Here is a 25030-nt window from a genome sequence, read left to right on the forward strand (position 1 = left end):
GGCGCATCCCCCTTTCGTTTCTTGCGCGTTTTCTGTTTATCCGCGATAGCTGTCCTGCCATCTCAGCAGCCGACGTTCAATGTAGCGAACAATAGAATCACTCACCAGTCCTGCAATGGCAAAAATAATAATTCCCACGAACACCACAGGTGTATCCGCGAATTGACGCGCGTCCGACATCATATACCCAATGCCTGAAGTGGAAGCAATCAGCTCTGCGACTACCAGTCCTAACCAAGAGAGCCCCAAGGAAAGGCGCACTCCGAGAATAATATTCGGCAATGCGGCTGGAAGTACTAGTCTTACAACCTGCTTTAACCGGCTGAATCCAAGCACTCGAGATACTTCGAACAGCTTGTTATCCACGCCGCGAATACCCATGAACGTATTAATATAAAGCGGAAAAAATGCTCCTTTAGCAATCAACAGCACTTTAGACTCCTCACCGATCCCGAACCATAAAATGAATAGCGGCACTACCGCCAAGCTTGGTATCATGCGAATCATTTGCAGGGATGGATCTAGCAATTTCTCTGATCTGCGGAACAGACCTACGAGAATGCCTAATAGCAGACCAAGTCCACCACCGAGCAGGAATCCGGAAAGAGCTCTGACCAAGCTGATCCTAAAGTTCGGCCATAAATCCCCTGAAGCAGCCAAATTTACAAATGATTCTGCAATGGTATACGGCGTCGGGAACAGCATCTCTGAGATCATTCCATAGTGTCCAAGGGTCTGCCACAGAATTAGCACAGTGCCCGGCAGCAGAAGGCCCAGTCCAAATGTTGTTACCTTTCCGGGGCGTCCGGAAGTTCTTACGGCTATAGCCCGGTTTGTCATGCTCTGCACCCACCTTTTTTAGCTTTACAATCTCTTTAAATAACAAAAAGAGACCCTCGAATATTGAACACTTTCGGAGGTCTCCATTGGTATGGTCGACATATTTATATTCCTGCCCCGTCAATAAGCTCAAGCTCATCGACTTTTTCAAAATAATTCAGCACCTTCAGGCGTAGCTCTTGAAAGGAAGACGTTGTTTTTTTACGTGGATACGGCAAATCAACCGGGACAATCTTACGTATTTTCCCGGGGCGAGGTTCTAAAATCACTACCCGATTACCTAGAAATACAGCCTCATCAATATCATGCGTTACAAAAATCATGGTTGTTTTGTTGGCCCGCCAAATGTCCAGTAACACCGTCTGCATATGCGCTCTAGTGAACGCATCCAGTGCACCAAACGGTTCATCCAGCAGCAGGATTTTGGGATTTCGCAGTAGCGCACGGGCTATCGCCACCCTCTGGGCCATCCCTCCCGATAACTCCCGGGGATAGGATTTCTCAAACCCATTTAACTTGACGAGATCAATTAACTCATCGACCTTGCGTCTAATTTCTTTGTTGCCTAGCGGCAAATCAGAAGCAATATTCTTCTCTACGGTGAGCCAAGGAAAGAGACGATGCTCTTGAAAAATAAATCCCTTATCGATTCCGGGACCCCCAATCTCCGTCCCTCCTAAGGTAACACTCCCCGTATATCCACTGTCCAAACCGGCCACGATGCGCAGCAGCGTGCTTTTGCCACAGCCACTGGGCCCGATGACCGTAATGAATTCACCCTCTTGCACATGGAGATCAACATTATACAGTGCCTGAACATGCCCTCCGGTAGTCTCAAAACGTTTATTTAGGTTTGAAATCGACAGCAACGCTTCTCCCATCGTGACCCCTCCTTAAATTCTGTATACAAAAAAACAGAGGTATTGCGCTTTTACATTCGCAATACCTCTGTAGGAACAGTCGGTAATTTTATTCAAAGTAAATCAATTGGAATTATAATATTTAAAATATCATCCATTTGAAAAGCTGTCAACAATAAAACTTTTTTCAGACACACTTGTTTACATCAAATATCTTAAATATAAATATATGCTTGAGATCACAATGGACAGCAGCATTAAAGGGAAACCCACCTTCAAATACTTCATAAATGTAATCGGATAGCCCTCTTTTCCAGCTAGACCAGCAACAATCAGATTAGCACTGGCACCGATCAATGTACCATTGCCACCCAAGCAGGCACCCAAGGCTAGACTCCACCAGAGGGGCTCCAGATTGGTAATCCCCATCTGCCCCATCTCCTGTATCAAAGGAATCATCGTTGCTACAAAAGGAATATTATCAAGAAACGCAGAAGCAATTGCACTGACCCATAAGATCATCATCGAGCTCATGAGCACATCCCCACCCGTTAAATCAATCGCTTTGGCAGCCAGCTCCGCGATGACACCTGTCTCGACGAGTCCTGATACCAAAACAAACAGTCCGATAAAAAAGAAGATCGTAATCCATTCCACGCTGTGAAAAGCTTTTTCCAGCATGTGTTCCCCTCCAGTTAATAAGAGCAGTAAAAAAGCCCCCGCTAAGGCAACCGTAGCGGACTCCAAATGTAGCGCCTGATGTAAAAAGAAGCCTATAATCGTAAATCCAAGTACGGTAAGGCATTTTCGCAGCAGCTTATGATCCGTAATCATTGCCTTCTCGTCCATGTTCATGATACTTTGCTGCAATTCCGGAGTGGATTTAATTTGCTTACTAAACATCAGTAGTAAAAGCGGGATATACGCTAACATAATGATGATAATCACAGGTGTTAGATTGCTGATAAAGGACATAAACGTCAGCTCTTTCACAGCACTGCCGATCATAATATTCGGTGGATCTCCGATCAATGTTGCCGTCCCACCGACATTCGATGCAATAATTTGTGACATCAAAAAAGGCAGCGGATTTATACGCAGTTGCCTTGTAATACTGAAGGTAACAGGCACCATAAGTAGCACTGTTGTAACATTATCCAAGAAAGCAGATGCCACAGCAGTAACAACAAACAAAGCAATCAGGATTCTTCTCGGCTTACCTTTCGCCAGCTTTGCTGATTTCACTGCCGCATATTTAAAAAGTCCTGTCTCTGCAGTAATCCCTACAATCATCATCATGCCTACAAGTAATCCGATGGTATTAAAATCAATGTGATGTAGTGCCGTCTCCTGATCCACAATGCCCATCGCTACCATAACAATAGCGCCTAACATCGCTAAGATCGTACGGTGAATTTTCTCAGAAATAATCAGTCCATAAATCAGTAGAAAAATACCTATTGCCCAAATCGCTTGCTGTTCCATGATATCCCCCGGTCCTTCTATCTAATTTCATTAATGGTACAACCTACTCATTATATAACCTATTTATCATAAAATAGATTTGTATTTTTCGCACTGGAATTGTGGATTACTCCATAAAAAACGACTCTGCCGAGTATTTATCGGAGAGCCGTTTTTTTATGGAGTCGATTATTTCATTTTCAAAACCTGAGGCTCCTTAAAAGCGGTCAAAATACCTTTGCTCTGCACAATAATCATACCGCTTTCCAGCAAGGTTGGGCCGAACACTCTACCTGATGTTTTGAGCTGCACAACCGGTTTTGCGGAAATCAAATCTATCGCGATTAATTTGCCGTCAGTCTGGGCTACATACATGCCATGTCCGAGCAGATCGAAGCGGGCAATCGGATTGCTGATTCCACTGTACTGAACCGCTGATTTATTCGCCATTTTAACACCATAAATGCTCTGTTCGTTACTAAAAAGAATTCTTCCATCATAAGGACCAGCGGCGTAGGATAACTTAGCTCCGATGGATTCGTAAGAATAATTATCGCGTGTTACGGTAGCAGGATCAGCATTGACTGGATAGCTGTAGACACCTTTTTGTCCTGTTATAAAAATTCTGTCACCGTCACTCCAAGCAATGCCCCCCTTTGGTGCTTCGGGATCATTTGGGTCAATATTAGCAGGGTTATAAACTACCGTCTTCACTACTTTACCTGTCTTAACATCCAAACTGTCGAGTGTAGTAAGAGGAAGAGCGTCGAATAAGGTAGCCTTACGTTGTGTTATAAGCGTTCCATTAATCTCAGTAATCGGAAAATAATGATCCTTGTTATTCCAAAGCTCCTTACCCGTTGTTCGATCAAAGGCATGTAGAATGTCATACGTATACGCTCCGGATTCTGAGTTTTGAGCTAATATCAGGTTTCCCTCAACCATGAACGGTTCATACAGCTTTTCACCGAAATTATCACGCCACTGCAGTTTCCCATCCTTCAGATTGTAGGCTTGAATATCACCATTGGCAGCAAAAAGCTGATCTTTATCAATAACTAATTGGCTGATGCCTTTGCTGTTTGCCGATGAACTCCATTTATTTTTTCCGGTAGCCACGTTAACTGCATAGATTGTGCCTGCTTCTGAAGTCACATAGGCCACTCCATCTTGGTAAAGTAACGGTGTCTTTAATTTGGAGCCATATTTCCACATTACTTTTCCCGTCTGAGCGTTAATGGCTAAAAGCTGACCCTTTTGTAGGATAAAAGCTTTGCCCGCACCGACTGCAACTACGCCCTTGCCCATAATGTAGTCCGTCGCTATATCTCCTAGCGTTGGCAAATCCATCGTAGTGGACCACTCAACCTTCGCAGCAGACAAATTTACATAATAATCATCTAAATTCGAGCCTATAAAGGAAGTGTGCGAATCAACCGCAGCAGCTTGTACCGGGTTTACCATAAGCAATACCCCTAAACCAATAATCACAGTACGAAGATATGACTTCAATAATGTTCCTCTCACCACCACACGCCTCCTCATATAAATGCTTCAATTGGATAGATTCTCAAAATAAAATATAATACTAATGACGAGCAGGATGTAAGAACATGGATTATTATTCCTCATTTTGACATCCTAAAGAGCAGAAATCAAAACATTTACTCATAAACTTACAATTTGTAAGTTATTGTGTTATAATAATCACATTCTTCTATAAACGAACAAGCTTTATCAAATATATGAATAACAAGGGGTTTGTAATCATGAGTAACGAGGTAACCACAGCACCAGCATCCGATTTTGAATTCGGTATCTACACCTTAGGAGACATTGTAGCTGATTGTCATACCGGGAATAAGATCAGCCCGAAACAACGACTCGACGAAGTTGTAGCTGCGGCCAAGCTGGCGGATGAGGCGGGGCTTGATGTATTCGGTGTAGGTGAGCATCATCGTCTTGATTTTGCGATTTCTTCGGTTCCAGTCGTGCTGGCAGCCATCTCCCAGGTTACCCGCAGAATCAAGTTGACGAGCGCCACTACTGTATTAAGCACCATTGATCCCGTGCGCGTATTCGAGGATTTCGCCACACTTGATTTACTATCAGATGGCCGTGCAGAGATTATTGCTGGACGTGGTGCTTTTGTGGAATCTTTTCCGCTCTTTGGGTACGAACTTGAAGACTATCATCGACTATTCGCCGAGAATATTAATCTGCTTCTCGAGCTTAATAAGCATGAAATTATGAACTGGGAGGGTTCCTTCCGCTCATCCTTGAAGGATTCTGAGATTGCACCACGCCCTCTTCAGCAAAGCCTTCCTGTATGGATAGGTGTAGGTGGTTCTCCTGAAAGCGCGGAAAAAGCTGGGGTACTCGGGACTGGAATGGCCATCGCCATTCTTAGCGGTAGTCCAGAACCTTTCCAAGAGCTTGCTGCAACTTATCGACGCGCTGGAATTCAGGCGGGTCATGCCCCTGAATCTTTAAAGATTGCGATTACTAGCCACGGCTACATTGCCGAAACTTCACAGCAAGCGCTCGATGAATATTACCCATACTACTATAGTTATCGTAATTCCATCAGCCCAAAACCTGGTCAAGAATACAATGTATCTCGTGACGACTTTGGGCAATATGTATCTGCTGATAACACGATGGCTGTAGGTAGCCCGCAGCAAATTATTGAAAAAATCCTCTATCAGCATGAGCTGTTCGGCCATAGCCGCTTTATGACTCAGCTCGACATCGGCGGCCTTCCTTACGCCAAGGTAGCCAAAGCTATTGAACTATTGGCAACTGAGGTCGCCCCTGTCGTACGACGTGAGATTGCCAAGAAGAATAGCCGATAGAACTGAGGGGCTGTACCAGTTAATAAAAAAGCACTTCTCCCGCTCGTTGAGAAGTGCTTTTTGTGCTGTTGCAACATTGTGTCTTGCTGTAAGAAGTGAACCGGATGCTCTGCTCAAGAATTAGGGAATATCTCCCTGAAAATCGGAGATTTCTACTCAATAGACTAACAATTAGGGAATACCTCCCTATAATTAACCTGATTCGGCGGTAAATATAGATATTCCCCCGATTTTTAGGGAGGAATTCCCTGATTTCACTCATTTAGAGTAATTATCAGCTATTTTCAGGGAGTTTTTCCCTAATTACTCTCAAAAAAAAGAAGCTGCCCCCTAAGTAGATTCACTACTTTTGAGACAGCACTTATGCTCATCACGCAAAGGATGGTTTATTGTTGTCTACCTTCCCGCTAATAAGCTTCTTATATTCATCGTCTCCACCATCTAAAGAAGGCGCAGTATAAATTTGAGCTGAAGCTGGTTGCTGAGCGGAATGGCTCGACCCTGTTTTGCTTGTGGTATTCTTATTATCTTCTGTACTCCTGCTTCCACCACTTGCAGAGCGGAGAACAGCACCCGATAAGTTGTTAATACCCTTTATTCGCTTCATGCTGAATCCTCCCCTACTAAATGATTGATGGTACGGAATAAATCCTGATTATTCGCAACTACCGCCTTAAGATCATCCGCAGATAATCCATCACTCCCTGAAAAGTGTACGGAAAGAACATACTTCTTACCTAGAGGATAGCATAGGATATATACCTCCGCAACTTCCGTGCGTTGAAAAAAAGTCCATTTGCTCGATAAAAATGCATCTACCACACTAGGCTGCTTCTCATTCCCTTTCGTAACAGTCAAGGAATAGGAGTGCCCACGTCCGACATTTCCTCCCACCTGAACAAGCTGTTCTTTCTCTTGAGCCTGCCAAATCGCAGCACCGATCACACGACAATGCTTCGGAGGTAAGAAAGAATTGCGGATCGCCTCACTGAGTGCGTGATACTTCTCTCCATCCTCAGAGATGGTCACATTACTATTATATTGCCAAAAAAAATGAAGGATACTTTCTTTGCGCCTTAATTCCATCTTTAGCTGCTCTAAATCTTTCACCGGGTCACGGAATTTTCCAAACCCCTGGACACTATCAATAATCTTACCACAGCTCACATCCACAGCAGCCGTAGGATTATCATGGTGCATCTCATACTCTAAAGCTGTAATTCCCGATAAATCGGACAACAGATGATATTCTTCAACATTCTGTCCAGGGATTAAATCGTCGCGGGCAGTCACCTGATCCGGCACTAAGCAAAAGACGCGATTACGCCGTAATCTGGCCCAAAACAATCCCATTTCAAACCCCGTATTATCACGAGTCACATAATAAAATTTACCGCGTATTTTGGCGACATCATCTGGCGAGAACACAAATACGGCAAAATCGCTCTCATCCAAATTTCTCTCCAGTGCCTCCATCGTGTATTCATTCGCTCGAAAGGCATTGGCATACCAAGGATGTACTTCAGCATCCCTCTTCAGCTGCTCATGAATCGCTCTTGCATAACGTATGGATTCTCTGGAAGATCCAATGAATAGCTTTGGTTTAGTCACGGCAGTGCTCCTTCATCCTTCCCAATATGTAATAATTATACAAGTCTTTAGACCACCGGAAAAGAGGCCAAGTTCTCATAAATTTCTCAAAAAATATTATTCTAAACCTCGTAAAGTGGGTAAAAAATTACGACTACTTTGAAAAAGCGAGGATACTATGAAAAAAATGATAGGTGTCACATTGCTTGCAGCAAGCCTTATGGGTATAACAGCGTCACAGCCTGCTGAAGCTAAAAAGGCAGCAGTTAGTTATACCGCTCAGGTATACGCGAACTCTTTAAATGTACGCAATGAGCCGGCAAAGAATGCAACTGTTGTAGGATCTATTAAGAACGGAGCAAAAGTAACTGTGACCGATGAACAACACGGGTGGTTGAAGGTTAAGACGGGGAACACCTCTGGCTGGGTAGCCGGCTATTACCTTAAAAAGGTGAACAATAGCTCCAAGCAATCTGGCGCTTCTGGATCATCGGTAGCTTCCAAACCCAGCACTACTTCTTCCACCTCAACCAGCGCCTTGAGTAGTACCACAAAGGTTACAGTTACGGCAGATTCACTACGCGTTCGAAGCGGTCCAGGCACACAATATAAGGTACTCGGTTCTTTAAAAGCTAAGGATACAGCTATCCTCCTCCTTCGTCAGAACGATTGGGCACGAATTCGAACAGCTAGCGGTGACATCGGTTGGGTCGCAGCACAATACATCCGATCTGGAACCACGCCAAGAAGCACAAGCACTACAAGCAGCATTTCGCACACAGGAAATTTACGAGGAAAATTAATCGTCGTAGATCCCGGTCATGGCGGCAGTGATCCGGGAATGCTCGGCACTACATATAACACCATGGAGAAGGATTTGAACCTGCAAACCGCACTTTATCTCCGCGATGCCCTTTTAGCTAAAGGTGCACGGGTTGAGATGACACGTACCCGGGAGGATCAGAAGCCTACGCTCGCACGGCGTGTTCAGATGAGTGAGGACCTGCGTGCAAATGCATTTGTAAGCATTCATTATAATTCCTCTCCGAAAAAAGTATCTGGGACACTAACCTTCTTTTACTCCGAGTCCGATGATCTAAAGCTGGCACGGGCGATTGAAACCCGGCTGGGACAAGGCATCGGTCTAAAGAGCAATGGGTTATCCTTTGGTGATTATCACATCCTAAGGGAGAATCGAATTCCAGCTACCTTAGTTGAACTCGGATTTCTTACCAACCCTACAGATGAGTCAATTGTCCGTAAATCCTCCTATCAGAAAAAAGCAGCCAAGGCTATCGCCGAAGGATTGGCAGACTACTTCAGAAACTAGACAGACCTATAAATAATCAGCAAAGAAGCAGGCTAGGAAATTCCCTAGCCTGCTTTAGTTTATATTTCATATTTAGCCTTCTATTAATCCCTTTTTGATCAGGAAATTACGAGCTACATCCTCTTCCTTGAGCGCATCCACATCAACTTCTGCGTTCAATTGCTGCATTTCTTCGTCACTGATTTGTCCGTTCAATTGATTTAAGACGCCTTTCAATTCAGGGTATTTATCTAACGTTTCCTGACGAATAATCGGTCCTGCATCATAAGGTGGGAAGAATTCCTTATCATCCTGCAGAATCACCAGATCATGTACTTTAATTTGTGCATCCGTCGCGTATGCATTGGTTACATCTGTTTCCCCATCGTCAATCGAACGGTACATGATACCATGGTCCATTCCTTTGCTCTGCTTGAAATCCATTCCGTAGAGTTTTTGGATACCGGGGTATCCGTCCTCACGATCCAAGAACTCGAACTCTACGCCAAGAACCATATTTCCAGATACTTTGGCCAAATCGCTGAAAGTCTTTAGATTGTACTTCTCAGCCGTTTCACGACTAACAGCTAAAGTATAGGTATTATTTATGCCGAATGGATCCAGAAAGGCCATTCCATCTTTTTCAAGCAGTTCTCTGGTTTTGGCCAACGATTCCTCAGAGTTTCCCGTCTCCTCTTGATAGTAATTGGCTACAATGGTTCCGGTGTAATCCGGATATAGCTGGATATTATTATTCTCAAGCGCACTCCAAGCTACATTAGAGCCTCCCAAGTTCATCTGACGCTTCACTTTAATATCTGTTTTATCTTCTATCAGATCTGCCATCATATGAGCGAGTAGAACATTCTCCGTGAAGTTTTTGGAGCCAATCGTGATTTCTCCACTGTTACCCGCAGCAGCGTTATTATTCCCGCCACCACACCCAGCAAGTAACGTCCCCATTAATACTGTAGTTAGAACGCCTGTCATCAATTTTGGAATTTTCATATATAATCTCCCCTTTTATATTCTTTCAAGACTAGAGTTTTAGTTATACTTTCAATCCCTTTGGAGTCGTTAATCTTTCAAGCAATCCGAGTAGATAATCCAGCACGAGTGCAAGAATCGCGGCCGGAATAGCGCCAAGTAAGGTTAGAGCTTCGATGTTCCGTTGAATACCTAAGAAAATAAATTCACCCAATCCGCCAGCACCGATAAAGGCTGCCAGTGTTGCTGTCCCGACATTAATAACTGCAGCAGTACGGATCCCCGCCATAATTACACTTAAAGCTAAAGGGAGTTGAACCCTGAATAGAATTTGCCAGCTCTTCATTCCCATTCCCCGGGCCGCTTCCACTATAGACGGATCCACATCAGTAATTCCCGTGTAGGTGTTGCGGATGATTGGCAGCAGTGAATACAGAAACAAAGCTACAACTGCCGTCTTCATCCCTATGCCAAATAGAGGAATCATAAATCCGAGCATCGCCAGACTAGGTATTGTCTGAAGAATCCCCGCAGCACCAAGCGTAATCCCTTTCAGTGGTTTAACCCGTGTAATCATGATTCCAAGCGCAATGCCAACAATAATTGCAAATAACATGGACAAGAGCACAAGTTGCATATGCACTCCCATAGAATGAATCAAATCATCCCTACGTAAATCTAATTGATATATGAGTTGTTGCCATAACGATTGATCTCTCATACAGACACTTCCTCCTCTTTCGTGCCTCCCCATTGTGCTGCAAACGCCGTCAGAAGACTACCTCTTGTAACAATCCCGGCAATGTTCCCCTCAGCGGTTACAATCGGAATAATGCCGTATGGAGCTTCCGTAATCAATGATAATGCGTCTCTTGCTGTTGCTGTATCCTGCAGCACCACCCCAGGTGGTGTCATAATTTCCTCGATAGTAAGGCTTTGTTCCATTTTGGCGGTAACATCATAAGCGGAGACTATGCCAAGCAGCTTACCTTTCTCGTTTCCAACCAGTAATGTATCCATTTTGCGTTGACGCATAAAGGTAAGAGCTTTACCCAGCGTGCGCCCGGGAAGAGATGTAGATGGATTGTCGCGCATAACTTCTGTTACGGGGATATACTCAGGGTTTTGGTAAATACGGTTTTTGCCGATAAATGATTCTACGAAATCATTAGCAGGCCGGCTGAGCAGCTCATAAGGTGTATCTAGTTGAACGATTTCACCATCTTTTAGAATAGCGATTTTATCTCCAAGCTTCAGTGCTTCATCCATATCATGTGTTACAAATACTATTGTCTTCTTCACTTCTTGTTGCATGCGCAGCAGTTCATCCTGCAGCTGCTCACGGGTAATAGGGTCCAAAGCACCAAACGGTTCATCCATCAATATAATCTCGGGATCAGCAGCCAATGCACGGGCTACACCTACACGCTGCTGCTGCCCACCTGATAATTGTTTCGGATAACGCTTGGCAAATATGGCCGGATCAAGTCCGACTAGGCGGAGCATTTCGAGCACCCGTTCTTTTTTCTTCTTCACATCCCAGCCCTTTAGGTCGGGAATCAAGCCTACATTATCTTCTATGGTGTAGTGCGGGAACAAACCAGCTTGTTGAATAACATAACCGATGTTCTTGCGGAGGGTTACGGGGTTCTCCTTGGTGATATCTTTGCCGTGGATATAAATATGGCCTGAAGTATGCGGAACAAGACGATTTATCATTTTCATCGTTGTTGTCTTTCCGCAACCGCTCGGACCGATCAATACTAGTATTTCTCCAGCTTCAATTTCAAAGCTAATATTCTTAACTGCTTCATAACCATTCGGGTATTTCTTACCTACTTTTTCAAATTTCAGCATAGGGTCTCTCCTTCTTATTTCTATCGTCAGATCATCTCACCGGGCGACTCTGTAAGTTAAACTATAACAAACAACTCCCCAACTGACAACCTACATTATTATAATAAGTTGTTTGTAAATAAATGTAATATTGTAATTATAAAAAAAGCTATCCAGTGATAAACCCCGCTGGATAGCCTTTTTTTGATCTATTATTATAAATGATTCTCTGCATTTTTATTAATAAATTGCTCTGTTCTTTGGTACATTTTCTCATCACCAACTGCTACAAGTACATCATTTTCTCTGAGTATGACATGTGGACCTGGGGAGATTGTTACGTTCGCACCCCGGCGAAGCGCTATAATCGTAGCACCTGTATTCTGCCAAAATTGTAATGCTCCAATGGTTTTGCCAACCACATGTGATTCCTCATGGATTGTAATTTCTTCCGGGTGGTACGGCTTTAAATTCTTCATCCGGTCTGATGCCTCGATAATTCCAGTTAGTACCCTCTCGAACTTGCCGTCGAGCTTCTTCTTTTCAAGCAACAATTGCTCTAGATCCTGTTTCAACGAATAAGCTGATTTCAGATAGTTATTCCTAGTAATATACTCATACGCCTTTTGATCAGAGATGACAATAATCTCTTTTCCTTGCGAAACAAACACTATATTCTCATCCTTCAATAATCCCATAGCCTTACGAATCGTTTCTGGAGAAACATGATATTGCCCTGCCAATAGAGAACGCCCGGATAGCTTACTCTGTACGGGAAATTCCCCGCTTACAATTCTTTGTGCAATATCAAGGGCTATAGACTTATAACCGGATATTTCTTGCATGGACATTGTCGATCTCCTTACTCTGGCGTGAATTATAAACATGCTCAAGTATACCTTTTTTCACTCACCAAATAAAGATGTCCTGCCTTATCCAAATATTTGATATACCAAAAATAAATTTAACGATACAACAAGACCAGAGATAAGCCAGCCGAGAGCCGCTGTCATCTTACGATTCACTAACCCGCCCATAATCTGACGATTGCTTGTAAACATAACCAGTGGTACCAGAGCAAAGGCAATCCCAAAGGACAAGATCACCTGGCTGATAACGAGTGCTTTCGTTGGATTTACACCAAAACCAATGATAGCCAAAGGTGGAATAATCGTAATCGCACGGCGTAAGTACAGGTTAATTCTTTTGTTGATGAAGCCTTGCATTACCACATCGCCAGCCATAGTTCCTACAGAAGAGCTCGATAGTCCTGCGATGAGTAGTCCTAAGCCAAAGGAGATGGCCGTTACGGGTCCAGCTAAGTGACTAAATTGCTGAAACGCAACATCCAAATCCTCAACCACGATACCATTTTTAAAAAATAATGCGGCTGAGACAATAACCATCGCCAGATTCACTGCCCCTGCAATAATCATCGCAATAATAATATCTATGAATTCCAGTTTAAAGATTTGTTTCTTCTCCGCTTCATTTACTCCGACAATACGGTTCTGTGTAAGTGATGAATGTAGATAAATGGCATGTGGCATCACGGTTGCGCCTAGAATTCCTGCGGCCAAAAGAATGCTATCCACCCCTTCAAACTTAGGTGTGAACATGCCTACAGCAACAGCACCCATATCCGGTTTAGCTACAATTACTTGAAAAGCAAAAGCTAATACAACTATAAGAATCATTGCAGCAATTCCGGCCTCAAGGGAACGGTAACCCCGGCGCTGAAGCTCTAGGATAGCAAATGAACCGACCGCAGTAATGAGTGCTGCCGGCAGCATGGGAATATCAAATAATAGATAAAGCCCCAATGCCGCCCCGATAAACTCCGCCAGATCCGTAGCTATAATCACCAGTTCACTTTGAATCCATAAGAAGATCGATACACTCTTCGGAAAACGATCATGAGCGATCTCCGGCAGATTCTTTCCTGTAGCAATACCAAGCTTGGCGGATAACGCCTGAATAAGAACGGCCATTAAATTCGAGGCTACAATCACCCATAATAAAAGATAGCCGTATTTTGAACCTGCCGTAATGTTGGTGGCAAAATTACCCGGATCCAGATAAGCAACCGCAGCGATAAACGCTGGACCTAAGAAAGGAAGTAATCTTTTAATTCCTTTGGTCTCCCCATTAAGTACGGCTTGCGCCGAAATGGAGTTTTTATGTTGTCTCATATGCGGTTGTTCTATATGTGGTTTTTCTATTAAAGTTTGTTCCAACATGTCCATTCCTCCTCTTGCCCAAAAAAAGTTGTCTATATACACGAAAGTTTCCCCTGTGCAACTTATATTTAAAGTATATGCTCATTTCTGAAAAATGTAAATATGTTTCATTAGAAATTTCCATATGCTTGTCCACCTACGACCAAGAACAAAAAAAGCTGGACGATGATCAGAAATTACCCGATCTTCGCCCAGCTTAAGCCAATTAATCCGAAATGCTTATGGTGTGAGACTTTGAATATCTCTTCTCATTTGTTCATTCTGCATTTTCAGCTCATTCAATTCTTTCTGAAGCTCCTGATAATCAGGCGACGCTTGCTTTCTCGACCCATGCCCGTGCCCGTGTCCATGTTTCCCACCCAGTCCGAACATCATAAATAACATCATCAAAGGACAGATCAATGTGATTAACCAAGACCAATTCATAGCATTACCTCCTACAATTTCATTATGACCTCTATATCATAAAGAAAAATTGTGGAGAAAGGATGTGCTGAGAATTACGAATTTTTCTTCCATGTATCCTTAAGCGGCACAATTCGGTTCAGTACCAGCTTATCTGCTGTGGTATATTTCTTATCTACACAGAAGAATCCATGCCGGATGAATTGAAATTTATCTTCTGGAAGTGCACTCGCCATGGAAGGCTCCAACAAACAATCCTTCAGAATGGTTAGGGAATCTGGATTAAGATACGCGTCCCAGCGCTCATCCTCTTCTTTAGGACCGTCGTTATCTTTTAGCAACCGCTCATATAGATGAACTTCCGCCTTGATCGCGTGCTCTGCCGATACCCAGTGGATGGTCGCTTTAACCTTCCGTTCATTAAATCCACTTCCACTCTTCGTTCTCGGATCATAGGTGCAGCGAAGCTCTATAACCTCTCCAGTTGCTTCGTCCTTGAGCACCTCATTGCACTTAATGAAGTAGGCGCCCTTTAACCTAACCTCATTCCCTATAGTCAGCCTGTGATAACCTTTGGGTGGCTCCTCCATGAAATCCTCTTGTTCAATATAAAGCGTCCGTGAAAAAGGAACTTCCCTTTCCCCAAGCGTCTTATCCTCACTGTTATTCTCAATCTTCAGCCATTCGCTTTGATTCTCAGGGTAGTTAGTAATAACCACCTTTAGAGGCTTTAGAACAGCCATCACGCTAGTTGCCTTCGCCTTCAAATCTTGTCTAAGCGAATGCTCTAACATGGCAATATCTACAATGGTGCTATTCCTAACAAATCCAATTTCCTTCACAAAATTCCGAATACTCTCCGGCGTAAAACCTCTTCTCCGCAGTCCGCGAAGCGTTGGAAGTCTTGGATCATCCCAGCCATCCACATAATGTCCTGTAACCAGTTGTCTAATATACCGTTTGCTAGTAACGACGCCGGTGATATTTACGCGTCCGAATTCCCTTTGCTTTGGAGCCTCAGGGGTATCCAGTTCATTCAGCACCCACTCATACAGTGGTCGATGATCCTTAAACTCAATGGAACATAGGGAATGCGTAATCCCTTCGATTGCATCTTGTATAGGATGGGCAAAATCATACATCGGATAGATGCACCAATCGTTGCCGGTTCTATAATGCTCCGCATGAATGATTCTGTAAATCACTGGATCACGCAAGTTGATATTAGGTGAGCTCATATCTATTTTGGCCCGTAATACTCTGGCTCCCGTCGGATAGGCTCCATTCCTCATCTCCGTGAATAACTTCAAATTCTCTTCCACAGAACGCTCCCGATAAGGGCTGTTCTTTCCCGGCTCCGTAAGCGTTCCTCTATAAGCTGACACCTCTTCAGGTGATAAATCGCAGACGTAGGCTTTTCCTTTTTGGATTAACTTTACCGCGCTATTATATATTTTTTCCGAATAGTCTGATCCGTAGAAAGTATGGTCTGGCGGGTAGCCCATCCATAACATATCTTCGCAAATAGCATTTACATACTCCAGATCCTCTTTTAAAGGATTGGTGTCATCGAACCGCAAATGGAACTTCCCGCCATACTTTTTCGCAGTCGTATAGTTCGTGTGAATAGCATACGCACTGCCAATATGCAAATACCCATTAGGCTCCGGTGGGAATCTCGTGCAAATATCTCTACTGTAAGTTCCAGCTTCCAGCTCTTCTTGAATCAATCTGTCGATGTAACTCTCTGCTAATACTTCCGGTTCCTTGTTCATTGGTATTACCTCCTGTTTATAAGTGATATCCGCCTGATTATTCTGCACAAGCATAAACGCCTTCGGCGTCCTATAAGGACGGTAAGTGTTTAAGCGAGAAATATAAGGATAAAGTATAGTGTGAAACTTATACTTTCTTATATTTAAATAAAAAAGAACCTCACCTCCAAGACTTATGGTCTTGGGGACGAAATTCTCGCGGTACCACCCCAGGTTCATTAATATGTCGCCATATTAATCTCATCAAGTACGGCAATGCATCTTACGCATTGGTTATACTCTAGCTCTATAACAGGAGCTCCCGTCATACCATCCCCGTCGATCGGTTCCGATATGCCGCTCAGAGGCTTGTTTCGATAAAATCTCCCTTACCCTGTTCTCATCATTCAGGGCTCTCTGTGAAGGAATGATTTTATTTACTCTTCTCGTCATCGCGTTTAATTATTTTGTATAGGATACCAAATTGAGGGTCCTGTGTAAATGGTGCTGTACTTCTGTCTTCTTACAATTTAATCCTCGCTCAGAGCCGTTATCAGTTCCAACACTACTTCATTATCAGGCTCTACAGCCAAAGCTCTACGCGCGTAATCCAGTGCAGCCCCTTCAGCTCCAAGCTCATAATTACAAATCGCCATACTATAAAGCACCGAGGCTAATGGTTCTTCCGAATTGGCATGCACAGACCGTTCTAAGTAGGCTAACGCCTCCTCGAACTTATCCATTTCATACAGCAGTAACCCAGCATCCAGTGATAGGTCATAGCTCTGTTCCATCTGATAGTAACCTGTCCACATTAATCGTATTCCCTGCTGAAGATCCAGTATTTCTTCATCACTGGCATCCGGCAGCAGCTCTGAAATCTGTTCTGCACTATGGATAAACCATTCTGCATCATACCCACCTAAGCGCCAAAAAGCCAAAATCTGCTGGAGACCCATTGTATCTAATTGCTGATCCATCCATTCCTTCATACTGAAGAAATCATCCGGGCCAAAACGCTCTATAAACCGCTTGTAACCTAACCGAGTGTTCGTATAGCTCATAGGCGCGTCCAGCATAAGAATGCATCCGATATTCAAGTTTTTGTAATGATGAGTGGTAAATAAGGAGTGTGCTCCTTTTTGCTCCAACATATACTGAATTGCATGATAATTCGCTGTTAAGGAGAAGCTACCGTGATGAATCAGCAAAGGGGGTTCCGCAAATTCCCAATTCTCTATTCGGTGATCTCCCTTATCCGCTGTAAGGAGTACGAACCCTTCTATAGACAACTTAGCTAGCCGCTCCAAACAAGTAAGCCCCACAACAGGAAACAGAATATGGGAATCCTCCAGCTTCTGCTGGTAGAGCTTTATAACATCGTGATAGGGGTAGGTTTCCACTTCGTAATTAGCCGCTCGAACATAATGATATTGTGGGATGATTGTACCGAGTACATCAGAGGGGTTGTCCGATCCTGCAGCCTCTGAATACTGAATCGACACCTCACATTCAAATATTTTACCTTCATCCACATAAATTAATTCCTGCGGGATACTGTCAAAAAAATAATTTGCCACAAGCAGCAGCGGCTGCTGTAAATCACCAGGTTTGATGCTGAGCTTAGCCTGTACTAAATACAGTTCAGTATCCTGTACAGCATCAAATCGTGCGAAATCCAGTATACCCTGCTCTACGAATGGAAGTAAGCTTGGGTGCTGCTGCCAGCTGGTTATATTTTTAACGGGTAAATCACTCATCACATAACGAAAAGGAGGAAGTGGAGTCCCCGCATAATCTATGATTTCGCATAGCTTCTTAAGGATATGGAACGCTAACCGACCCGCCCCAGCTCCCAATTCCAGTATAGTGACTGTTTCAGAGAGATGTCCTTGTCCAGCCCGATCTTGCAGGAATCCGAAGATCATTTCCGCATATGCTGTCGCAATCATAGGATTACTCGTAATATACTGCGGAACCTGATCATTATTCCAAGCCTTTAATCCCTGTTCTTCATAATAAGCCCGCTGCAACTCCCAAATGGGTGCTTCACTGAAGCGATAGTGCTGCCCTTCGTTACCTGTCATCTATTTCTTAACCTGCTCTCTGTATATCTTGTTAGAACACCTATGATACTTATTCCGCTCTCAATGTACGTGATCTGAAAATGACGTATTCAGCCTCTGTAGGAATGGAAACGGAAAATGATAATAATGCCGCCTTGGAGGTTAAAGAGTCAGGTCCTTTTAACGTTTGGTAGTAAGAGTTCCCTTTACTGTCCACACTCACCAGCTCCAGTTCCGCATTCCCTTTAGGGATGACAAAACCAGAGGTATTTTGCACGCCTAAGGTTAGTCTGTATTCTTTCCCAGATTGAGTCTGTGTTAGCTTAAACGGATATAACGGATATGGATGTGCTGTTGTTTCCACTGGGTAAGGGGTAAGCGCTCGATCAGCCTCAGGCTTTGCCCATTCCTCCCCTTTTCTGGCGCCAATGCCAAGGGTTAATTTATTCACGTTATTGAACTGAGTTTCCCAGCGAAATGTCTTTAACCCCTCTAGAATAGGGGATGCTGGAACAAACAGGATTCCATCCTTGATCTCTGGGGCGATCCCTAATGAATCTTCTGTCTCCCCATTAAATTCTGCCTCTAGCTGCCCTGCTTTAATCTTCCCTACAGAGCGATCCAGTAGTGAAACTGTAACGCTGTTCGTTAATGCGTCATAGAGCAAATCCGCACCAATCGCACTCGAGAAAGCCCGAATCGGCACCATTAATTTACCTGATTTAAAATAAGGAGCGAGTTTACCTGGAAAAAGGACGTAATACCCCCCATATGACAGTGGCATTACCTGAGTCCCTAACTGAACAGCCGCCGACACCGATGTAGGTGTAACCGCGGAACCCGCGGCGAACATAATTACCAACAGACCTATGACATAAGCTCTTATTCTCCCTAATCGTTGTAAGGACTCCTTAATGTGATTCATCTCAAACCCCTCTCCCTCTCTACTCCGTCTAGAACAAAGCCTCTATTAGTAATAATCAATGATCCCCTTGCGCATGTCAACTTGTTCCACTTTTGTTATTCATCATAAAAGACAGGATTCCGCATATATTTTCATTGAGTTATTTAGAATCATGAAAGGAGTGCGATGGATGACTGCAGATGGACAGGATTCGCCAAGAAAGACAAATATCCCACAGCCCATTCGAAGCGATGGCGCAGGGGGATTAGATAAAGGACCACGTGATATAATGCGGGATTTGGAGAATCCCGACATGTTTGTCCCTCCCGTGACCGATGCCGGTCTCGTCCCCAATTTAAAATTTTCTTTCTCCGATGCTCATATGCAGCTTAATCATGGTGGCTGGTCGAGAGAGGTGACAGTCAGAGACCTCCCCATCGCCACTACACTAGCTGGCGTCAACATGAGCCTAACCCCCGGTGGAGTACGTGAACTCCATTGGCATCAGCAAGCGGAATGGTCTTATATGCTGCTAGGCCGAGCTCGAATTACTGCCGTAGATCAAAATGGTCGAAACTTCATAGCAGATGTGGGGCCAGGTGATCTATGGTATTTTCCGCCAGGTATTCCCCACTCTATACAAGGTCTTGAAGAAGGCTGTGAGTTTCTGCTTGTATTCGACGATGGAAGTTTCTCTGATCTAAACACCTTGTCCATTTCCGATTGGTTTGCTCATACTCCGAAAGAAGTGCTTTCGGCTAACTTTGGGGTGCCTGCCGCTGCATTTGACTCCATTCCCACCGAACAGGTCTATATTTATCAGGATCAGGTTCCGGGTTCATTGCAAAGTCAAAGGGTAGAATCTCCATACGGAGAGATCCCACAAACCTTTAAACATTCCTTATTGGCTCAACCTCCGCTGAGGACTCCCGGCGGGAGTGTCAGAATTGTCGATTCCAGTAACTTTCCCATCTCCAAAACCGTAGCTGCCGCATTGGTAGAAATTGAACCCGGAGGGATGAGAGAGCTGCACTGGCATCCAAATAACGATGAATGGCAGTATTATCTTACCGGAAAAGGACGCATGACTGTATTTGCTGGAAACGGTGTAGCAAGAACATTTAATTACAGAGCAGGCGATGTCGGGTATGTCCCTTTTGCATTTGGACATTATATTCAGAATACAGGCGACGACTCCTTATGGTTCCTTGAAATGTTCAAAAGCGATCGTTTTGCCGACGTTTCTCTGAATCAATGGATGGCTCTCACTCCTCATGAGTTGGTTCAAAGTAATCTGAACGTTGGACCAGAGGTAATGAACGCCTTAAGGAAAGTGAAATGGCCCGTTGTGAAATATCCTAAGCCAAGCAAAAACGCCTCCGGCGTCCCTAAAGGCTAAAGGACGGTAAGCGTTTTGCGAGAAATATAAGGATACGGTGTAGTGTGAAACTTATACTTTCTTATATTTTTAAAAGAATAGGATGCTTCACCTGGTAACTATTCGCCGGTCTCCGCAAATCGTTTGATTCTTACCTCAATCTGGTCACGCACACGCTGGAACACTGCCCACTTCTCTTCATCGGTCCCTTGCGCCTTTGCCGGATCATCGAAGCCCCAGTGTTCCCGTTTGACCTTCGGAGGCGTCATTGGACATTTATCCGCAGCGTCCCCACATAACGTAACGACTAGATCCGCATTATTCAGCAGATTAGAATCAATCATATCCGAGGTCTGTCCAGTGATATCTATGCCTACTTCGTTCATAGCTTGTACAGCTTTTGGATTTAGACCATGGGCTTCAATTCCAGCGCTGTACACGTTCCATTCTCCCCCTAAATATTGCTTCGCCCAGCCCTCAGCCATCTGACTCCGGCAAGAGTTTCCTGTACATAAAAAATAAATCGTTTTCTTGTTCATCCTGATCTTCCCCTTTTCAAATTAAGTAATCAACAACCACAGATAGAGACCTAAAAGTGTAATAAACAACGTTGGGATAGTTAATATAATCCCCGTCTTAAAATACGTTCCCCAGGATATCTTCACACCTTTGGCCGAAAGCACATGGAGCCACAGCAGCGTTGCTAGTGAGCCAATTGGGGTAATTTTAGGGCCTAAGTCTGAACCTATAACATTCGCATATATTAATGCCTCTTTAATAACTCCGGTTGTATGCGTTGCATCAATTGCGAGTGCGTCAATCATTACAGTGGGCAGATTATTCATCAATGATGAGATCAATGCAGCAATGAACCCCATACCCATAGTTGCAGCGAATAGACCCTGATCAGCAATCATTCCTATCGCCTTAGCGAGTAGATCAGTTAGACCCGCATTCCGAAGTCCATATACCACGACATACATTCCAATGGAGAAGAACACAATCGCCCAAGGTGCTCCTGTAAGCACTTCTTTCACCTTGACGGAAGGGCTTCTTCTCGCGAGGAGCATGAACAAAATTGCAATGATTCCCACAACCACTGATACCGGAATCTTCAAGAATCCACTAACGAAATACCCTATTAAAAGAATAGCCAGTACAATCCATGATAGACGGAACATCTTCTTATCTTTAATAGCCTCTTGCGGATCTTTTAGTTCGGAATCATTAAATCGCTTCGGAATACTTTTGCGAAAAAAGAAATAAAGCACCACGATACTCGCTATCAATGAGAATAGCGTAGGTACAATCATTTTTCCCGCATACTCCATAAAGGTAATTCCAAAAAAGTCACCTGATACGATATTCACAAGATTGCTAACCACAAGCGGTAATGAGGTGGTGTCCGCAATAAAGCCGCTAGCAATAATGAATGGAAATACTTTTTTCTCATCAAAATTCAGCGCTCTAACCATAGCAAGTACAATAGGGGTAAGTATTAGCGCCGCTCCATCATTTGCAAAAAAGGCAGAAACCAACGCACCAAGAACAATGACATAGACAAACATTCGTGTTCCGTTCCCCCGTGCTGCTCGCGCCATATGTAAAGCAGCCCATTCAAAAAATCCAATACTGTCTAAAATTAAGGAAATTAAGATGATTGCAACAAACGCCAACGTCGCATTCCACACCATTTGTGTTACATCCAGAACATCATTAAAGCTAACTACCCCAGCTAGTAAAGCAATGATCGCTCCGCCGCAGGCTGACCATCCAATCGATAAATTTCGAGGCTGCCAGATTACAAAAATTAAAGTTACCATAAAAATAAGTATGGCTAGAATGACCACTTTCTCAACACTCCTATAATCTACGAATAAATCCTAATAAATCCTATATCACCATATAACTATATAGTTATATACACTTTAAAAAACTACAACTATATTTTAGTCGCAGCACGGTGCTTTAACTTCTTTATTCAAACTAGCCAATATCGCGGCTGAGCTGGGCATTTGTTGAAGAACAGCCTTAAGATGTGGTTTATCCTCGACATTTAATGAATAATGCACCCACTGCCCTCGTTTGCTTTCTTTCACGATCCCTCTATTCTTCAATTTCCGTAAATGCTGACTAATCGCCGGCTGGGATATATCAAAAATATCAAGAAATTCACACACGCACCATTCCCGTTCTTTCAAAAGTGAAAGCATGGCCAGTCGCGTCTTATCTCCTAAGAGCTTCAAATCATCTGCAATATCCGTCAGTGACTGCATCCCTACTTCTCCTCCTTCCAACACTTATATAAGCGAATACTTATATTGTAATGAACTAGACATTTAGAAGCAAGACTTTTATGTACTCGCTTCTCTTAATTGTTCTCAGAGTTTATATTTTGATTCAGTCCGTTAACTATTCATATGACTTAATATTACGTTTAAATCTGTCAGATCATATTTATAAAAAAAGACCGACAGCTCTCTCGCGAGAACTATCAGCCTTATCTATTTCTATGGACTTGTTTAGTATGTGGTTTAGGTTCTAGGAATCGTTACAACAAACTGGGTTCCTTCTCCAACTTTACTCTCCACATCAATATTACAATCATGTATTTTTAGAATCTTCATCACAATGGAAAGTCCAAGTCCATTCCCTTTAAGAGCGCTGCTACGCGCTTTCTCCACCATATAAAATCGATCAAAGATAAGCGGAAGTGCTTCCTCAGGAATGCCTTTACCAGAATCTTTGATATATACCTTCACAAATTGCGCGTTCATCTCAATTTCAACATGAATGGTACCGTCTTGCCCCGTATATTTTATAGCATTATTTATTAAGTTCTGCCAGACCTGATCAAATAAATCTTTATCCACCGTGATCTCGCAAGGCAATAAATCCAATTCAATCATAATATCTTTCCGTGCCCACTGTGGTTCCGCTAATACGATCGTTCTTCTTAATTGTTCGTCTAATTGGAATGTGGTGGGATTAACCGGATGGTGCTCCGAATCGAGTGAGGCTAATCGGAGCAGATTATCACTAAGCCTAGATAGGCGTAAGGTTTCCTCATAGATAATATCCAGATGCTCTTTTTGCTCTTCTAATGGAATGACACCGTCTTGCAGCGCTCTTGTAAATCCTCTAATCGATGTAAGTGGTGACTGCATTTCATGAGAAACATTGCTGACAAAATCATCACGAACTGAGTCCATTTTCTGCAGCTCACTTGCCATACGATTAAAGCTCTCCATCAGTTCACCAAATTCATCTTTATTACGATAAGTCAATCGGACAGATAAATTGCCTGACGCCATTTCCTTCGCTGCAACAGTTAGCTTCTTAATAGGCTTCACAATATACCTAGACATGAACAAGATAAGCAAGCTTCCGATGATTAGTACAGCTAATAGTGTAAACAGAAGCGTAATTCTCAAGCCTCTTACAGTCGATGAAAAATCAATCTTAATAATGAAAGCACCTTTTCCATCATCTATCTTAGGAACCCCTACGATAGCAAGTCCACCCCTACCCGATAGAAAGACCGCATCGGTTGTGTTGGAATTGAATAAGATAGCAACTTTCTCCTTGTCTACAGAAAAAACAGATTCACTTGGCTCATTAACAACCGCTATATCTATACCAAATCGATTAAGCAGATCTGCAAATGCGTTTACTTTTTCCGGATCATCTATTAGATTTGTCACCTTTGCTATATCTTTAGCAATATTAATAAACATATGGTTTGGGGTATTATTTTTTTCTGAAAACTGCATAAAAAGAAAAAAGGAAATAATTAAACTGACTAAAACAATACCAATGAACGTAACGACGATTCGAAGACGCAGGCTTTTTCTCACCATCTAGGCTAGCTCCAGACGATAACCAAGTCCTCTTACTGTAGAAATGATGAACTGAGGGATGGGTTCAAGACGTTCTCTCAAGCGTTTGATATGCACATCAACCGTCCGCTCATCGCCTTCATAATCCATTCCCCATATATTCTCTATTAGCTGAGTGCGGGTGAATATTTGCCTTGGCGAACCCGCCAAAGCAAATAGCAATTCACATTCCTTCTTTTTCAATTCAACCATTTGATCGGCATTAGCGACTGTTAAATTCCCTAGATCAATCGTTACTCCCCCTAATTGAATAACATTCGAAGGGGTTACATGATATCTCTTTAATAAAGATTTCACACGCAGTACCAATTCAATGGGATCAAACGGCTTTACTAAATAATCGTCTGACCCCGCATTAAATCCTCTGACTTTATCCTTAGACTCTCCTTTGGCTGTAACCATTAGGATCGGCATATCAATATAAGATCGAATATCTTCTGTCAGTTCAATACCATCGATATGAGGCATCATCACATCCACAATCGCTAAATCTATTTTTGTATGAGCTAGAATGTCTAATGCTATTTGACCATCTTCCGCTTCCACTACGGAAAACTGATCTTTTTCAAGATATAATCGTATTAATTTGCGGATATGGGAATCATCATCAACCACTAGAATTGTGCTCATACATCAATTTCCT

Annotated in this window: 23 protein-coding genes and 1 other annotated feature; of the genes, 3 read left to right on the forward strand and 20 right to left on the reverse strand. The window is 43.2% G+C overall.

The window, feature by feature from the left end; all coding sequences use genetic code 11:
- Nucleotides 1–36: 36 nt before the first annotated feature.
- From H70737_RS25900 to H70737_RS25915, 4 genes are all read right to left on the reverse strand, one after another.
- The gene (locus tag H70737_RS25900) at nt 37–840 is read right to left on the reverse strand and encodes an ABC transporter permease (protein WP_042191936.1); all 804 of its coding nucleotides are present in this window, start codon (nt 838–840) and stop codon (nt 37–39) included.
- 104 nt (nt 841–944) lie between these two features.
- On the reverse strand, nt 945–1721 hold the full coding sequence (locus H70737_RS25905) for an ABC transporter ATP-binding protein (RefSeq protein ID WP_042191938.1): 777 nt from the start codon (nt 1719–1721) through the stop codon (nt 945–947).
- A gap of 180 nt (nt 1722–1901) precedes the next feature.
- The gene (locus H70737_RS25910) at nt 1902–3185 is read right to left on the reverse strand and encodes an ArsB/NhaD family transporter (RefSeq protein ID WP_042191940.1); all 1284 of its coding nucleotides are present in this window, start codon (nt 3183–3185) and stop codon (nt 1902–1904) included.
- A 168-nt stretch (nt 3186–3353) separates the two neighbouring features.
- A complete protein-coding gene (locus H70737_RS25915; protein WP_042191942.1) occupies nt 3354–4691 on the reverse strand; it encodes an outer membrane protein assembly factor BamB family protein in 1338 nt (445 codons plus the stop codon).
- A 242-nt stretch (nt 4692–4933) separates the two neighbouring features.
- Here H70737_RS25915 and H70737_RS25920 point away from each other — a divergent pair, with 242 nt between their 5' ends.
- Entirely contained in the window at nt 4934–6019 is a 1086-nt protein-coding gene (locus tag H70737_RS25920; protein ID WP_042191944.1) for an LLM class flavin-dependent oxidoreductase, read from the forward strand.
- A 370-nt stretch (nt 6020–6389) separates the two neighbouring features.
- On the opposite strand, the gene H70737_RS25925 is transcribed toward H70737_RS25920, so the two are convergent.
- Complete coding sequence (locus H70737_RS25925) at nt 6390–6626, reverse strand: hypothetical protein (RefSeq protein ID WP_042191946.1); 237 nt, start codon at nt 6624–6626, stop codon at nt 6390–6392.
- Nucleotides 6623–7630, reverse strand: coding sequence for a TIR domain-containing protein (locus H70737_RS25930; protein WP_042191948.1), 1008 nt, complete (start codon nt 7628–7630; stop codon nt 6623–6625). Before H70737_RS25930 ends, H70737_RS25925 begins: the two co-directional genes overlap by 4 nt.
- Nucleotides 7631–7787: 157 nt before the next feature.
- On the opposite strand from H70737_RS25930, the gene H70737_RS25935 reads away from it, so the two are divergent.
- On the forward strand, nt 7788–8939 hold the full coding sequence (locus H70737_RS25935) for an N-acetylmuramoyl-L-alanine amidase family protein (protein WP_052404426.1): 1152 nt from the start codon (nt 7788–7790) through the stop codon (nt 8937–8939).
- Between the two features lie 72 nt (nt 8940–9011).
- Here the strand turns inward: H70737_RS25935 and H70737_RS25940 are convergent, their stop codons facing one another.
- The 9 genes from H70737_RS25940 to H70737_RS25980 form a co-directional block, all read right to left on the reverse strand.
- The gene (locus H70737_RS25940; RefSeq protein WP_042191950.1) at nt 9012–9926 is read right to left on the reverse strand and encodes a glycine betaine ABC transporter substrate-binding protein; all 915 of its coding nucleotides are present in this window, start codon (nt 9924–9926) and stop codon (nt 9012–9014) included.
- A gap of 43 nt (nt 9927–9969) precedes the next feature.
- Nucleotides 9970–10626, reverse strand: coding sequence for an ABC transporter permease (locus H70737_RS25945; RefSeq protein ID WP_042191953.1), 657 nt, complete (start codon nt 10624–10626; stop codon nt 9970–9972).
- Nucleotides 10623–11762 carry an ABC transporter ATP-binding protein gene (locus H70737_RS25950; protein ID WP_042191955.1) on the reverse strand — a complete coding sequence of 380 codons (1140 nt, stop codon included), beginning with the start codon at nt 11760–11762 and terminating at the stop codon, nt 10623–10625. Before H70737_RS25950 ends, H70737_RS25945 begins: the two co-directional genes overlap by 4 nt.
- Before the next feature lie 194 nt (nt 11763–11956).
- Complete coding sequence (locus H70737_RS25955; protein WP_231573348.1) at nt 11957–12592, reverse strand: GntR family transcriptional regulator; 636 nt, start codon at nt 12590–12592, stop codon at nt 11957–11959.
- Nucleotides 12593–12673: 81 nt separating this feature from the next.
- Nucleotides 12674–13933 carry an Nramp family divalent metal transporter gene (locus H70737_RS25960; RefSeq protein WP_042194556.1) on the reverse strand — a complete coding sequence of 420 codons (1260 nt, stop codon included), beginning with the start codon at nt 13931–13933 and terminating at the stop codon, nt 12674–12676.
- A 267-nt stretch (nt 13934–14200) separates the two neighbouring features.
- A complete protein-coding gene (locus H70737_RS25965; protein ID WP_042191958.1) occupies nt 14201–14407 on the reverse strand; it encodes a DUF2933 domain-containing protein in 207 nt (68 codons plus the stop codon).
- A 74-nt stretch (nt 14408–14481) separates the two neighbouring features.
- Nucleotides 14482–16161: a glutamine--tRNA ligase/YqeY domain fusion protein gene (locus tag H70737_RS25970; RefSeq protein WP_042191961.1), complete on the reverse strand. Its 1680-nt coding sequence runs from the start codon at nt 16159–16161 to the stop codon at nt 14482–14484.
- Nucleotides 16162–16341: 180 nt separating this feature from the next.
- Nucleotides 16342–16602, reverse strand: a binding site (T-box leader).
- A gap of 68 nt (nt 16603–16670) precedes the next feature.
- Nucleotides 16671–18227, reverse strand: coding sequence for a tetratricopeptide repeat protein (locus tag H70737_RS25975; RefSeq protein ID WP_042191963.1), 1557 nt, complete (start codon nt 18225–18227; stop codon nt 16671–16673).
- Between the two features lie 49 nt (nt 18228–18276).
- The gene (locus tag H70737_RS25980; RefSeq protein WP_042191966.1) at nt 18277–19131 is read right to left on the reverse strand and encodes a copper amine oxidase N-terminal domain-containing protein; all 855 of its coding nucleotides are present in this window, start codon (nt 19129–19131) and stop codon (nt 18277–18279) included.
- 169 nt (nt 19132–19300) lie between these two features.
- Between H70737_RS25980 and H70737_RS25985 the strand changes: the two genes are divergently transcribed.
- A complete protein-coding gene (locus tag H70737_RS25985; RefSeq protein WP_042191968.1) occupies nt 19301–20509 on the forward strand; it encodes an oxalate decarboxylase family bicupin in 1209 nt (402 codons plus the stop codon).
- A gap of 98 nt (nt 20510–20607) precedes the next feature.
- Here the strand turns inward: H70737_RS25985 and arsC are convergent, their stop codons facing one another.
- The 5 genes from arsC to H70737_RS26010 all read right to left on the reverse strand — a co-directional run bounded on the left by arsC (nt 20608) and on the right by H70737_RS26010 (nt 25017).
- A complete protein-coding gene (gene arsC / locus H70737_RS25990; RefSeq protein WP_042191970.1) occupies nt 20608–21027 on the reverse strand; it encodes an arsenate reductase (thioredoxin) in 420 nt (139 codons plus the stop codon).
- Between the two features lie 21 nt (nt 21028–21048).
- Nucleotides 21049–22338 (reverse strand): arsenical efflux pump membrane protein ArsB, encoded by a 1290-nt coding sequence (locus tag H70737_RS25995; protein WP_042191972.1) that lies wholly within the window; start codon nt 22336–22338, stop codon nt 21049–21051.
- A gap of 99 nt (nt 22339–22437) precedes the next feature.
- Nucleotides 22438–22764 (reverse strand): ArsR/SmtB family transcription factor, encoded by a 327-nt coding sequence (locus H70737_RS26000; protein WP_042191975.1) that lies wholly within the window; start codon nt 22762–22764, stop codon nt 22438–22440.
- A gap of 258 nt (nt 22765–23022) precedes the next feature.
- On the reverse strand, nt 23023–24348 hold the full coding sequence (locus H70737_RS26005) for a sensor histidine kinase (protein WP_052404427.1): 1326 nt from the start codon (nt 24346–24348) through the stop codon (nt 23023–23025).
- Nucleotides 24349–25017, reverse strand: a complete 669-nt coding sequence (locus H70737_RS26010; protein WP_042191977.1) for a response regulator transcription factor — start codon at nt 25015–25017, stop codon at nt 24349–24351.
- Nucleotides 25018–25030: the final 13 nt, after the last annotated feature.

The organism is Paenibacillus sp. FSL H7-0737 (assembly GCF_000758545.1).
GTDB lineage: Bacteria > Bacillota > Bacilli > Paenibacillales > Paenibacillaceae > Paenibacillus_AQ.

Bases quoted from the DNA above. Each gene is read 5' to 3' on its own strand.
- H70737_RS25900 (WP_042191936.1), bottom strand. From the start codon at position 840: ATGACAAACCGGGCTATAGCCGTAAGAACTTCCGGACGCCCCGGAAAG.
- H70737_RS25905 (WP_042191938.1), bottom strand. From the start codon at position 1,721: ATGGGAGAAGCGTTGCTGTCGATTTCAAACCTAAATAAACGTTTTGAG.
- H70737_RS25910 (WP_042191940.1), bottom strand. From the start codon at position 3,185: ATGGAACAGCAAGCGATTTGGGCAATAGGTATTTTTCTACTGATTTAT.
- H70737_RS25920 (WP_042191944.1), top strand. From the start codon at position 4,934: ATGAGTAACGAGGTAACCACAGCACCAGCATCCGATTTTGAATTCGGT.
- H70737_RS25925 (WP_042191946.1), bottom strand. From the start codon at position 6,626: ATGAAGCGAATAAAGGGTATTAACAACTTATCGGGTGCTGTTCTCCGC.
- H70737_RS25935 (WP_052404426.1), top strand. From the start codon at position 7,788: ATGAAAAAAATGATAGGTGTCACATTGCTTGCAGCAAGCCTTATGGGT.
- H70737_RS25940 (WP_042191950.1), bottom strand. From the start codon at position 9,926: ATGAAAATTCCAAAATTGATGACAGGCGTTCTAACTACAGTATTAATG.
- H70737_RS25945 (WP_042191953.1), bottom strand. From the start codon at position 10,626: ATGAGAGATCAATCGTTATGGCAACAACTCATATATCAATTAGATTTA.
- H70737_RS25950 (WP_042191955.1), bottom strand. From the start codon at position 11,762: ATGCTGAAATTTGAAAAAGTAGGTAAGAAATACCCGAATGGTTATGAA.
- H70737_RS25955 (WP_231573348.1), bottom strand. From the start codon at position 12,592: ATGTCCATGCAAGAAATATCCGGTTATAAGTCTATAGCCCTTGATATT.
- H70737_RS25960 (WP_042194556.1), bottom strand. From the start codon at position 13,933: ATGAGACAACATAAAAACTCCATTTCGGCGCAAGCCGTACTTAATGGG.
- H70737_RS25965 (WP_042191958.1), bottom strand. From the start codon at position 14,407: ATGAATTGGTCTTGGTTAATCACATTGATCTGTCCTTTGATGATGTTA.
- H70737_RS25970 (WP_042191961.1), bottom strand. From the start codon at position 16,161: ATGAACAAGGAACCGGAAGTATTAGCAGAGAGTTACATCGACAGATTG.
- H70737_RS25975 (WP_042191963.1), bottom strand. From the start codon at position 18,227: ATGACAGGTAACGAAGGGCAGCACTATCGCTTCAGTGAAGCACCCATT.
- H70737_RS25980 (WP_042191966.1), bottom strand. From the start codon at position 19,131: ATGAATCACATTAAGGAGTCCTTACAACGATTAGGGAGAATAAGAGCT.
- H70737_RS25985 (WP_042191968.1), top strand. From the start codon at position 19,301: ATGACTGCAGATGGACAGGATTCGCCAAGAAAGACAAATATCCCACAG.
- arsC (WP_042191970.1), bottom strand. From the start codon at position 21,027: ATGAACAAGAAAACGATTTATTTTTTATGTACAGGAAACTCTTGCCGG.
- H70737_RS26000 (WP_042191975.1), bottom strand. From the start codon at position 22,764: ATGCAGTCACTGACGGATATTGCAGATGATTTGAAGCTCTTAGGAGAT.
- H70737_RS26005 (WP_052404427.1), bottom strand. From the start codon at position 24,348: ATGGTGAGAAAAAGCCTGCGTCTTCGAATCGTCGTTACGTTCATTGGT.
- H70737_RS26010 (WP_042191977.1), bottom strand. From the start codon at position 25,017: ATGAGCACAATTCTAGTGGTTGATGATGATTCCCATATCCGCAAATTA.